This window comes from Dactylosporangium fulvum (assembly GCF_025137375.1).
In the GTDB taxonomy this organism is placed as follows: Bacteria; Actinomycetota; Actinomycetes; order Mycobacteriales; family Micromonosporaceae; genus Dactylosporangium; species Dactylosporangium fulvum.
The window spans coordinates 9701058-9713386 of the sequence record NZ_CP073720.1 but is presented as its reverse complement, the minus strand read 5'-3'; the positions used below and the strand labels follow the sequence as shown (position 1 = coordinate 9713386).

General features: G+C 72.6%; 7 protein-coding genes. 4 read left to right on the top strand and 3 right to left on the bottom strand.

Annotation, left to right across the window (positions count from 1 at the left end):
- Positions 1–21 precede the first annotated feature (21 nt).
- Complete coding sequence (locus Dfulv_RS44765) at positions 22–672, bottom strand: DUF998 domain-containing protein (RefSeq protein WP_259859878.1); 651 nt, start codon at positions 670–672, stop codon at positions 22–24.
- A gap of 177 nt (positions 673–849) precedes the next feature.
- Between Dfulv_RS44765 and Dfulv_RS44760 the strand changes: the two genes are divergently transcribed.
- Entirely contained in the window at positions 850–1812 is a 963-nt protein-coding gene (locus Dfulv_RS44760) for a LysR family transcriptional regulator (RefSeq protein ID WP_259859877.1), read from the top strand.
- Positions 1813–1949: 137 nt separating this feature from the next.
- Here Dfulv_RS44760 and Dfulv_RS44755 read toward each other — a convergent pair whose 3' ends face one another.
- Positions 1950–3500: a cellulose binding domain-containing protein gene (locus tag Dfulv_RS44755; RefSeq protein ID WP_259859876.1), complete on the bottom strand. Its 1551-nt coding sequence runs from the start codon at positions 3498–3500 to the stop codon at positions 1950–1952.
- Between the two features lie 219 nt (positions 3501–3719).
- On the opposite strand from Dfulv_RS44755, the gene Dfulv_RS44750 reads away from it, so the two are divergent.
- Positions 3720–7889, top strand: coding sequence for an AAA domain-containing protein (locus Dfulv_RS44750; protein WP_259859875.1), 4170 nt, complete (start codon positions 3720–3722; stop codon positions 7887–7889).
- A 17-nt stretch (positions 7890–7906) separates the two neighbouring features.
- Here Dfulv_RS44750 and Dfulv_RS44745 read toward each other — a convergent pair whose 3' ends face one another.
- Entirely contained in the window at positions 7907–8422 is a 516-nt protein-coding gene (locus tag Dfulv_RS44745) for an alpha-L-rhamnosidase C-terminal domain-containing protein (RefSeq protein WP_259859874.1), read from the bottom strand.
- Between the two features lie 307 nt (positions 8423–8729).
- Here Dfulv_RS44745 and Dfulv_RS44740 point away from each other — a divergent pair, with 307 nt between their 5' ends.
- The gene (locus Dfulv_RS44740) at positions 8730–9548 is read left to right on the top strand and encodes a cyanophycinase (RefSeq protein WP_259859873.1); all 819 of its coding nucleotides are present in this window, start codon (positions 8730–8732) and stop codon (positions 9546–9548) included.
- On the top strand, positions 9538–12192 hold the full coding sequence (cphA, locus tag Dfulv_RS44735) for a cyanophycin synthetase (RefSeq protein ID WP_259859872.1): 2655 nt from the start codon (positions 9538–9540) through the stop codon (positions 12190–12192). Before Dfulv_RS44740 ends, cphA begins: the two co-directional genes overlap by 11 nt.
- Positions 12193–12329 lie beyond the last annotated feature (137 nt).

Sequence of the window (12329 nt, the reverse complement as noted above, 5' to 3'; positions counted from 1 at the left end):
GGGAGGTGAACAGCCCGCCGGTCACGGTTTGCCGCGGATGTGAAGGGCGGCGGTCATGATCAGCCAGGCCGACACCGCCACCAGGGCGGTGCGCTCCATGAGGCCGGTGAACAGGCCCCGGCCCAGCAGCGCGATGCCGGCGGCGGAGAGGATCAGCGGCGGGTAGGCGACCAGGATGCCGAACCGCCCCACGCGGCGCAGGGCGGTGGCGTCGGGCTGGGTGGCGTAGAGGAGCATGACCAGCGCCAACAGCAGCAGGGCGCCGATCGCTCCGGCGGCGTGCACAAGATCGTTTGCCGTCGGCGTCTCGTAGGGCGGGAGCGGGCAGCCGGGGCTGCACGTCACCAGCCCGGACAGGCCCGCGAGCGGCGCCGCGACGGCCAGGGTCAGGCCGCCCAGTCCGGACACCATCGCCATGGGTGCCAGCACGAGGCCGCCGATCCGGACGGGGAAGCTCAGCGTGTGCCGTGCCGGCACCGCCAGCAGCGCCAGCGACGCCGCCAAGAGCAGCATGCTGGCCCGGTAGAGCCCGGCGTGCGGGGCGCCCGCGACGCCAGACTCGCTGACATACCGGAAGGGGGCCGATCCGGCGACGGAGACGGCGAGCCCCACGGCGCCCAGGCAGGCGGCCGCGGTGGCCAGGCCCGCACACCAGCGCCGGAGATCAAGCACCACTCAAGCCTAGTGACGCCCCTCGTGGCGCCGGCGATCCATAGCACGGTCGGATACCCCCGCCCCGCGCCTTCCGGTGAGAGTGAGATGTTTCGATGGTGTGTCGAGATGCGAAAACGGCAACTCTCGATGCCTTGAGGTCTTCTGCCTGCCCCGCCGACGCCCTACCGTCTCTGTATGGATCTGGAGCTGCGGCACCTGAGGGTCGTATGTGCGATCGCCGACGCCGGCAGCGTCACCAAGGCGGCGTCGGTTCTCGGGCTCGCCCAGCCGGCGCTGACGGCGCAGCTGCAGCGCATCGAGCGGGCGCTCGGTGGCGTGCTGTTCGAGCGTGACCGGCGCGGCGCGCGGGCGACCCCGCTCGGTGAGCTGGTGCTGGCCCGGGCCAGGGTGTTGCTGCCCGCGGTGAAGGGCCTGCAGGACGAGGCGACCCGGCTGGCCAGCACGGCAGGGACGGCGGGACGCTACCGGATCGGCGCGGTCAACGGCCCGATCCTCGGCGGGCTCGTCCACCGCCTCACCACCAACCACCCGGGCGCGCAGGTGAGCACCCACGCGTCGTGGTCGGCGGCGGAGCTCGGCGACATGGTGCTGGCCGGCAAGCTGGACTTCGTGCTGGTGGGCGCCTGCGGTGACGCGCCGCCCGCGACCGACACCGGCCTGGCCTGGCGGGTCGTCGCCGCCGACCCGGTGTTCCTGCTGCTGCCCGGGGGCCACACGCTCGCCGACCGCGATGAGGTGGACCTGGCGGAGCTCGCCGATGCGCAGTGGGTCGCCGCACCGGGCGACGGCTGCTTCTCGGCCTGCCACGCGGCGGCCTGCGCACGGGCGGGGTTCACGCCCAAGGTGCTGTTCGAGACCGAGGTGCGGGGCGCGATCGACCTGATCGAGTCCGGCGACGCCGTCGGCCTGTGCCAGGCGACGCTGCGCCCGATGGCCGGCCTGGTGGCGGTGCCCATCATGGGCGCGCCGCTGCACTGGCGGCAGATGATCGGCTGGCTCCCGGACGGCCCGGCGGCCGACGTCGCCGGGCAGGTCTGGGCCTATGCGATCGAGTCGTACGCGGACGCGGTGCGCAAGAACGACCGCTACTCGGCCTGGCTGGGCCGCCACCCGGACCGCCGCAGCCTGGCCCTGTAGTGCCCTGTCCTCGCCTGTCCCACGCGCGATCTTGCAGTTGTGGTGCCGGGACACTTTCACGATGTCCGGGTTTGTGGGGCACCACAACTGCAAGATCAACGCAGGTCCGGGGCGACCCGAGGGCGGCCCGGGCCGGATCAGCCGGTGAAGCTGGCCGTGATCTGGGTGAACTGCCAGTTGTTCTGGGCGATGCCGCTGCAGTTGGAGACCACGCCGCCGCCGGGGCACGGACGGTCGCGGTTGACGGACCAGAACGCCAGGCGCGCCAGGTGGTTCGTCTGGGCGTAGTCGCGGATCTGCTGCCAGTACGCGACCGAGGTCAGCTCCTGCTGGTCGGACAGGCCGTTCATGCCCGAGATGCCCATGTGCCGGTAGGCCGTGGCGTCATCCCAGCCGAACGCCGACTTCAGCGTGTTCTTCAGGCCCTCGGAGGCGCTGACGGTGCTCTGGTACATGTTGGCGCCGCCGCCGAAGTCGAACGGCATGATGGTGAACACGTCGATGTTCGCGCCGGTCTGCGCGGCCCGCGTGATGAGCTGCTGGGCGTAGTAGCCGGGGCCGGTCGTCGAGGTGCCGAACGTGATGATCGTCTTGAGGTTCGGGTTGTTCTGCTTGACGATCTTCAGTGCGTCGACGATCCGGTTGCGCACGGTGTCGTTCTCGAACTCGTCCGTGTTCTCGATGTCGATGTCGATGGCCTTGAGGTTGTACGTGTTGATGACCTGCTGGTACGCGTTGGCCAGAGCCTGCGGGGTGGAGCAGTTCGGGCCGAGCTTGTTGCCGCTCCAGCCGCCGAACGACGGGATGACGTCGCCGCCGCCCGCGCGGACCTGGTTGATCACGGTCTGGTCGATGCCGCCGGTCAGCGGGCGGTTGCCGTCCCATGCCGGGGTGCAGCCGCCACCGGAGAGCACGAACGCCAGCGTGAACCAGCGGATGCCGGTCGCCGCCTGTACGGTCTGCGGGTTCGGCTGGTCGCCCCACTGGTACAGGTACGGGGCCGCCTGCCAGCCGCTCGGCGGGTTGGTGGTTCCGCCCGTCGTGGTGGCGGTGACGCTGTTCGACGCGGCGGACTCACCCTGCGCGTTGTAGGCCTTGACCGTGTACGTGTGCGTCGAGCCGGCCGCCAGCCCGGAGATCGTGGTGGTCGTGCCGGTGAGGGTGGCGCGCACCGCGGTGCCCTCGTAGACGCGGTAGCCCGTGACGGTGCCGGACGAGCCGCTCCACGCCAGCGCGAGGCTGGTGTTCGTGGTCGCGGTGACCTGGAGGTTCGTCGGGGCGGACGGCGTGCCCGGGTTGGTGCCGCCGGCGCACGAGGCGCCGTTGAACGTGCAGTTGGCCGGGTCGCCGTTGCCGCTGGCCACGAAGCCGAAGCTGGCCGTGCCGCCGGGCGGGATGGTGCCGTTCCACGAGTTGGTGAACGTGACGCGGCCCGTCGTGCCGGTCCGGTTGGCGTCCCACGACGAGCTGATCGCGGTGCCGGAGGGCAGGTCGAAGGCGACCGTCCAGCCGTTGATCGTCGAGGTGGTGCCGTTGGTGATCGTGTACTTCGCTTCGTAGCCGGTGCCCCAGCTCGAGGTCCGCACGAAGCTCGCGGTGGCGGGTGCCGCGAAGGCCGGTGTAGCGATGATGACGGTGGCCGCGGCCGTCGCCAGGGCAGCCGCGATCACCCCGATTCGCAGTCTCACGATGGGTTCCTGCCTCGGGTAGAAGGGGGTTGGGCGCCCTGCTGGGAGGCTACCGTCAACTTTCTTAACAGTAAAGACACCGGTCGATAGCCTTATGCTGATCTTGCAGTTGTGGTGCACCGTAAACCCGGACATCGTGGGAGTCTCGAGGCGCCGCAACTGCAAGATCAACGCGTGCGGAGTGGGCGGGGGTGGGCGAGGTGGCGCTACCCTCCAGCCGTGGAGGACACCACGACCAGCGACTCCCGGGCGGAACTCGTCCAGGCCGCCGCGCGGCGGTGGCGGTCGCAGCTCATCGACCTGGGCGGGCGCAACACGCTGCTCTACTATCGCGACCTCAAGGCCGGCACCCTCGACCTCTCGGGGGCCGAGCGGGTCGCGGTCGAGGCGCTGCTCGGCGGGCGCACCATGCCGCTCGGCCAGCTCTTCCCGGAGCGCGAGCAGCATGCCGCCGCGGTCAAGCGAGCCCGCACGATCCGGAACAAGGCCCGGGAGCTCGCCGAGGAGCGGGGCATCGAGACCTGCTTCGCGGCCATCGGCAGCGCCACCTGGAGCGTCCCGGCCGGGGGAGGTGCCGCGCCGGCCGCGCCCGTGCTGCTGCGGTCCGCCGTGCTGCACGCCCGTGGCGCCGCCGAGGACGACTTCGACGTCACCCTCGCCGGCGACCTCGAACTCAACCCCACGCTGCTGCAGCGGCTCGAAGAGGACTTCGGGGTCCGGGTCGACGCCGACGAGCTCGAGGAACTGGTCAGTTACACCGCGGGGTTCGACCCGCAGCCGCTCTACGAGCGGCTCGTCAAGGAGACCTCCGGCAGGGCCCACGGTTTTGCGGTCAACCCGCGCTTCGTGCTCGGCACGTTCTCCTACGCGAAACTGCCGATGGTCACCGATCTGCGGGTCGCCGCGCCGGTGCTCGTCGGCCACGACGTCATCGCCGCGATCGCGGGCGACCGTATGGCCCAGTCGGCGCTGCGTCCGGTCACCGGCATCGAACTGCGCGATCCCGACCTGATCCCGCCGGAGGACGAGTTCCTGGTCCTCGACGCCGACTCGTCCCAGAACTTTGCCATCAACGCCGTGCTGGCCGGGCAGCACAGTGTCATCAAGGGCCCGCCCGGCACCGGCAAGAGCCAGACCATCGCCAATCTCATCGCGTCGCTCGTCGCGCGGGGCAAGCGGGTGCTCTTCGTCGCCGAGAAGCGGGCCGCGATCACCGCCGTCACCGACCGGCTCAACCGGCGCGGCCTGGGCAACCTCGTGATGGACGTGCACGACGGCACGACCTCGCGGCGCAAGGTCGCCGCCGATCTCAAGGCCGCCTTCGACTCCGCCGCCCGCATCGCCCAGCCGGACCTCGGCGTGCTGCACGAGACGCTCGCCGCCCGCCGGGCCACGCTCAACGACCATGACGACGCGCTGCACCGCGTTCGCGAACCGTGGGGCATCAGCGCGTACCAGTGCCAGAACACCCTGATGGCGCTCTCCTCGGTGGTGTGGCCGGTGACCGCGGTCCGGCTGCGTGGACAGGCCCTCACCGCGCTCGACGGGGCGACCGCGCGGCGGGTCCGCGAGCAGTTGCGCGACTACGCGACGCTCGGCGGGTTCACGCTGAGCGGGCAGGAGTCCGGCTGGATCGGCGCCGAAGTGCGCACACCGCAGGACGCGGAGACGGCGTTCGACCTGGCCGAGCGGCTCGCCGAGCAGACGTTGCCCGCGGCGCGCCCGGCGCTGCGGTACGTGCAGGACGGCACCGGCCTGCACACGCCCGCCGACCTCGCCGGCTGGCAGCAGCGCTTCGCCTTCCTCGACGCGGTCGCGGCGACCTTCGCCCAGTTCCGCGAGGACGTGTTCCGCTCCGACCTGCCACTGCACATCGCGTCGGCCGCCGACCGGGCATGGCGGCGCGAGCACGCCGGCCGGCCCGGCACCGACACCGGCTGGCTCGCCCGGCGTCGCATGCGCAAGCAGGCGGCGGCGCTCTGGCGCGGCCCCGGCACGCCGAGCCGGCAGCAGCTCTTCACCGGGCTCTCGGCCGCGCTCGCCCAGCGGGATCAGTGGTCCCGGCTGGCCGTTGACGGCGGGCTGCCGCGCCTGCCCGCCGAGCTCGGCCGTGCCCGGGCCGCCTTCGACCAGCTGGACCGGGCCGTCGCGCAGCTCTCGAGGTACGTGCCTCGCATCCCCCTCGCGTCGATGGACCTCGACCGGCTGGGTCGTGTGCTCGCCGGACTTGCCGGCGACGAGCGCACGCTGCGGCGCATGCCCCGGCTCAACGAGTTGGGCGCCGCGTTCACCGCGCTCGGCCTCGACCCGCTGGTGGCCGACCTGCAGAGCCGCCGCCCCGACGCCGACCTCACCGGCGCGGTCTTCGACGCCTGCTGGAACGCCTCGATCCTCCAACACCTCAACTTCACCGACCCGCGCATCGGCGCCTTCGACGGGCCGCTGCACGCGCGGACCGTCGTCGAGTTTCGCGACGCCGACCGGCGGCACATCGACGCGACCGCGACCCGGGTCCTGCGCGCCGTCGCCGAGCACATCACGCGCACCCGCGACGAGCACCCGGACGAGAGCCGCCTCGTCGAGCACCAGGCCAACCTCAAGCGCCGCCACCTGCCGATCCGTCAGCTGTTCGCCGCCGCGCCGCACATGCTCACCGCGCTGCGGCCGTGCTGGGCGATGAGCCCGCTCGTCGTCTCGCAGCTGCTGCCGGCCCAGGCCGACCTCTTCGACGTGGTCGTCTTCGACGAGGCCAGCCAGGTGACCCCGGCCGACGCGGTGCCGGCCCTGCTGCGGGCGCGCCAAGTCGTGGTCGCCGGTGACGAGCACCAGCTGCCACCCACGTCGTTCTTCACCGCGGCGGAGGAGGGCGCGGCCGCCGACCCGCTCGGCGTCAACGCCGACGGCTCCATCGACCTGTCCCTGACGTCCGGCTTCGAGTCGATCCTCGACGTGCTGACCGCGCTGCTGCCGGCGTACCTGCTGCGCTGGCACTACCGCAGCCAGGACGACCGGCTGATCGGGTTCTCCAACGCGCACATCTACGACCGTTCACTGGTCACCTTCCCCGGCATCGCCGGCACCGGCTCGCTCCAGCACGTCCACGTCGCCGGGTTCAGCGACGGCGAGAGCGTCGACGCCGAGGTCCAGCGGGTCGTTGAGCTGGTGCTGCAGCACGCGCAGCTGCGGCCCAACGAGTCCCTCGGCGTCATCACCATGGGCATCACCCACGCCGAGCGGATCGACCTGGCCCTGCGCAAGGCGCTGTCCGCCCGCTCCGAACTGCACGCGTTCTTCAGCGAGACCGCCGGTGAGCCGTTTTTCGTCAAGAACCTCGAGCGGGTCCAGGGGGACGAGCGCGACGCGGTGATCCTGTCGATCGGCTACGGCAAGAACTCGGCCGGCCGGCTGCTCTACCGCTTCGGTCCGCTGCTGCTGCCCGGCGGCGAGCGGCGGCTCAACGTGGCCGTCACCCGTGCGCGGCGGCGGATGACGCTGGTCAGCTCGTTCACCGCGGCCGACATGGACCCGGCCCGCAGCGCCGCCGACGGCGTGCGGCTGCTCCGCTCGTACCTCGAGTACGCGGAGTCCGGCGGCACCTCGCTCGGGTCGGCGGCCGTGGACCGGCCGGCGCTGAACGCGTTCGAGCAGGACGCGCGGGAGCGGCTCACCGCGGCCGGCATCCCGGTGACCCCGCAGTTCGGCGTGGCCGGGTACTTCATCGACTTCGCCTGCGCGCACCCCCAGCGCCCCGAGGAGATGGTCCTGGCGATCGAGACCGACGGCGCGACGTACCACTCCTCCTGCACCGCCCGCGACCGGGACCGGCTGCGGCAGGAACAGCTGGAACGGCTGGGCTGGCGGTTCCACCGGATCTGGTCGACGGACTGGTTCGCCGACCCGGTGGCGGAGACCTCACGGGCGCGGGCGGCGTTCGACGAGGCGGTGGCCGCCGCCGACGCGAAGCGCACCGACGAGCCGACCGTGGTGCTGCGACCGCCGGTCGAGGATGCGCCACCGGCGGACGACACGCGTGCGCTGCCCCGGCCGGTGTTCGCGCCGGGCCGGCCGATCGGGGAGTACCCGCACGCGCTGCTCGTCGACCTGATCCGCTGGATCGAGTCGGACACCCTGCTGCGCACCGAGGAGCAGGTGGTCGAGGAGGCCCGCAAGGAGCTCGGCTTCAAGCGCGGCGGCACGCGGATCAACGCGGCCCTGGCGGCCGCGTTGGCAGACGCGCGGGCCGTGGAGGAACGGAGCGCGGCGCGAGGCAGGGGCCTCGACGGCGCGTTACCGGCCGCCGCTGCCGACGAGACCCGTGTTCTGCCCGCGGTGCCCGGCGATCCCGACCCGGACCGGACCCGCGTGCTCCGGCCCGGCTTGTGGTCGTGATCGCGATCCGTTCGCGATCACGGGTGTGGCGGTTGGGCCTGGCTGGGTGGTGCGGTTACGGTTGGTAGATCAAGGGAAACTTCGGGTTGCCTGGACAGCCAGATGTTTCCGATGATCAAGCAACCCGGGTCGGGCCGAGCGCGGAGCACGGCCGTCCCGCACGACGGGGCCGCGGCGGTGAACGTGTACGAGCCGGCCGGGACGTAGTACGTGCCCGGACCCGCCGGGACCTTGACCGTCGCCGAGGTGCCTGTCGGCACCGTCGCCCACAGCGTCAGCGCACCGGCCGAGATCGACCAGTCGCTGACCGCCCGGCCGAACCGCGTCTCGTACGACGTCGCCGCCGATGTGAGCCCGCCGCCCGGCTGCGGCGCGATCAGCAGCGACCCCTGCCGTGCGCCGCCCGCGTTGCCCGCGCCCCGTAGCCCGGCCCGCCGTTCGCGCCGCCCGCGCCGCGCCGCCCGCACCGCGCCGCCCGCGCCGCGCCGCGCCGCGCCGCCCGCGCCGCCCGCGCCGCGCCGCCCGCACCGCACCGTGCTGCCCGTGCCGTGCTGCCCGTGCTGTGTCGCTGCCGGCCGGTCGCGGCGACCGAACCGCGCGCCGTAGCCAGCCGCCCGCGGCGACCGAACTGCCCGCCGTTCATCAGCGTTCGCTGGCCGCGCGCTGTGTCGTCTGCTGGCCGTGCCGGGTGCCTGCCGGGTCGAACCCGGTTCGGTCTCGCCGGCCGCGTTGTGCTGGGGAGCGGGTGGGTGCGGCCTTGTAGATCTCCGTGCCGGAGTTCGGGCGAATGCCAGCGCGGCGTTCCGGCGAACCGCAAGATGAAGGGGGTGTGGAGGTGGGATGCCGGGAAAGCTGCTCGTCATCGGCGGTGCGGAGAGTCATGACGCTGGTGACGATGCCATCCTCGAGCGCTTCGTGCTGCTCGCCGGTGGCACCGAAGCGCACATCGTCGTGATCGCCACGGCGAGCGAAAGCCCGGCCCAGCGCGAAAAAGAATACGGCGAAGTGTTCCACCGCCTCGGCGTCGAACGGGTCACGCCGTTGCGGCTCGAGAGCCGCGAGGACGCCAACGGTGATCTTGCCGTGTCCGCCATCGAACGCGCCACCGGGGTCTTCTTCACAGGTGGTGACCAGCTGCGGATCACCACCGTCGTCGGCGGTTCGAAAGTCGACTCGGCGTTGCACTCCCGGCTCGCCGACGGCATGATCCTCGCCGGTACCAGCGCAGGCGCCGCCATGATGTCCAGCACCATGATCCTCGGGGGCAGCATCGCCTCCGTCTCGACGTCCAGCGTGCTGACCGGGCCGGGCATGGAGTTCCTGCCCGGCGTGCTCATCGACATGCACTTCGCCGAGCGCGGACGGCTCAACCGGCTGCTCAGCGCCATCGCCATGTTTCCGCACGAGCTCGGTCTCGGCATCGACGAGAACACCGCCATCCTCGTCGAGGGAGACGTCTTCGAGGTACTCGGCGCCGGGGCCGTCACGGTCATCGACGCCGGACCCGCCCGCGCGATCAGCTGCCCCTCGCCGGACACGGTGCCCGGCGGCCCGATCGCCCTGTGGGGCGTCCAGCTGCACGTTCTGCCCGCCGGTCACCTGTTCAACCTCACCGAGCGGACGCCCGTGAAGAGATCGGAAGAAGACCATGCGCATTGACAGCAGCCGCCGGTTGCGGGGGCCCAACCGGTACCTCGCCCGGCCCGTCCAGGTCACCCGGGTCCTCCTCGAAGAGCTCACCGAGCGGGAGACCTGCGACGTCGAGGGCTTCCCCGAGCGCTTGCTCACGCTGCTGCCCGGCCTGGCCGACCACCACTGCGCCTTCGGCGCACCGGGCGGGTTCGTCAAGCGCCTGCACGGGGGCACCTATTTCGGCCACACCGCGGAGCACGTGGCCATCGAGCTGTCCAACCGGATCGGGCGGGAGGTCAACTTCGGCCGTACCGAGGGCACCGGCACCCCGGGCGAATACGACGTGATCACCGAATGCCCCGTCGACGAGCCGCTCGACTCCGACCTCGCCGAACGGCTGCTGGCGCTCGCCGTCGACGTGGTCCTCGCCGTCGTCGAGGGCCGCGAGCCGGTGTACGGGGAGGCGCTGGAGGCGCTGCGCCGCCGGTACGAACGCGAAAAACCCGGACCGAGCACCGCCGCGATCGCCGAAGCGGGCCGCCGCCGTGACATCCCCGTCGAGCGGGTCGGCGAGCTCAGCCTGCTGCGCCTGGGGTACGGCCGGCACCGCCGCCTCGTCTGGGCGGCGCTGACCGACCAGACCTCCGCGATCGGCGTCGACATCGCCGGTGACAAGGAGCTGACCCGCCGCCTGCTCGACGAGGCCGGCGTCCCGGTGCCGCGGGGCGGCCCCGCAGCCACCGTGGCCGAGGCACTGGACCTCTTCGCCGAGCTGGGCCCGCCGGTGGTCGTCAAGCCGCGGGCCGGCCGCCAGGGCCAGCACGTCTTCCTGGGCGTCGACACTCCGGACGCGGTACGCGCAGCGTTCGAGGCCGCCGGCGCCGACGGCGGCGACGTCGTGGTCGAGCAGCAACTCACCGGCCGCGACTACCGGGTGCTCACGGTCGGCGGGCAGATCATCGCCGCCGCCGAACGGGTCGCCGCGCACGTCGTCGGCGACGGTGTCAACGACGTCGAAGGGCTGGTCGCCCGCGCCAACGAGGATCCGCGCCGCGGCGTCGGCCACGCCCGCGAGCTGACCCGCCTGGCCGTCGACGACGTGGCCGCCACGCTGCTGCGCCGGCAGGGCCTGTCCGTCGCCGACGTGCCGGCCGAGGGGCAGATCGTGTGGTTGCGCGACAACGCGAACCTCTCCACCGGCGGTACGAGCGTCGATGTCACCGACCGCGTCCACCCGTCCGTCGCCGACCTGTGCCGCCGCGTCTCCGGGCTCGTCGGGCTCGACGTCGCCGGGATCGACCTGCGGCTGCCGGACATCGAGGCCGACCTCCCGCCGGCGGGCACGGCGGCGGGCGGCGGAGTGATCGAGGTCAACGCCGCGCCCGGCCTGCGCATGCACCTGGGGTCGCGGAACGACGTCGGAGGAGCGATCGTCGACGCGCTCTTCCCGCCGGGCGCCCCGTCGCGGATCCCGATCGTGGCGATCACCGGTACCAACGGCAAGACCACGGTCGCCAGGCTGACCGCGCACCTGCTCGCCGGTGCCGGCCTGCGGGTCGGCGTCACCACCACCGACGGCATCGCGATCGGCGGCCGGACCGTGCAGCGCGCCGACGCCACCGGCCCCCGGTCGGCCCGGGTCGTGCTCAGCGACCCGACCGTCGACGCCGCCGTCCTGGAGACCGCTCGGGGCGGGCTGGTACGGCAGGGCCTCGGCTACGACTGGAGCGACGTCGGCGTCATCACCAACCTCGCCTGCGACCACCTGGGCCAGGACGGCATCGAGAGTATCGAGGACCTCGTCGACCTGAAGTCGGTCGTCGCCGAGCGGGTCCGGGAGGGCGGCGCCGTTGTCCTCAACGCCGACGACCCGCGCAGCCGGCAGCTGACGTTTCCCGGCCGCGAGATCGTGTGGTGCAGCCTGGACCCGCGCAACCCGCTCGTACGGCAGCACTGGGACAGCGGCGGACGCGCGTACCTCCTGGCCGACGGCTGGCTGGTCGAGCTCGCCGACCAGCGCTGGGTGCCGCTGCTCGCCGTGAAGGAGCTCGGCGGCGGGTTCGGCGGCGCCGCCCGGCACCTCGTCGCCAACGCCCTCGCCGCGGCCGCCGCCGCGCGGTCCCTCGGGGTCGCCACCGCCCGCCTCGCCGAGCGGCTGCGGTCCTTCGGCGGCGCCGAGAACCCGGGCCGCGGGACGCTGCTGCGGGTGGGAGGGGTGCACGTCCTGGTGGACTACGCGCACAACCCCGCCGCCCTCGACGCCGTGAGCGACCTGGTCCAGCGGGTCTGGGGCTGCGAGCGGGCAGTGGCCACGATCACACTGCCCGGCGACCGCCGCGACGACCTGCTGCGCGAGTCGGCACGGGTGATCGCCGCGCGGTTCCAGCGTGTGGTGCTCTACGAGGACGCCGATCGGCGGGGGCGCTCGCCCGGAGAGGTGCCGGCCATCCTGCGCGACGAGTTGTTGCGCGTCGCGCCGGCCACGACCTGCGTCGACGTTCGCACCGTCGAGGAGGCGGTGCCCGCCGCGCTGGCGCTGGCCCGGCCCGGCGACGTCGTCCTGCTGCTGTACGAGAAGATCGAGCCCGTTCTTTCCCTGCTGGGCGCCCTCGGCGCGGTTCCCGTCGACGAGCGTGCACGTCCCGCGGAGCGGGTCGGGATGCTGGTGTGACTGATGTGAATCTGGGCAACACAGAGCTGCGGAGCGGCCCGACGGCCTGCCGCGGCCGCGGTGGTCACCCGGGCGCCCACTTCGGGTGGTTCTTCGGGGTGGTTCTTCGAGCAGCTCATCGAAGGGTTTGTCGGGCG

Bases quoted from the DNA above. Each gene is read 5' to 3' on its own strand.
- Dfulv_RS44760 (WP_259859877.1), top strand. From the start codon at position 850: ATGGATCTGGAGCTGCGGCACCTGAGGGTCGTATGTGCGATCGCCGAC.
- Dfulv_RS44740 (WP_259859873.1), top strand. From the start codon at position 8,730: ATGCCGGGAAAGCTGCTCGTCATCGGCGGTGCGGAGAGTCATGACGCT.
- cphA (WP_259859872.1), top strand. From the start codon at position 9,538: ATGCGCATTGACAGCAGCCGCCGGTTGCGGGGGCCCAACCGGTACCTC.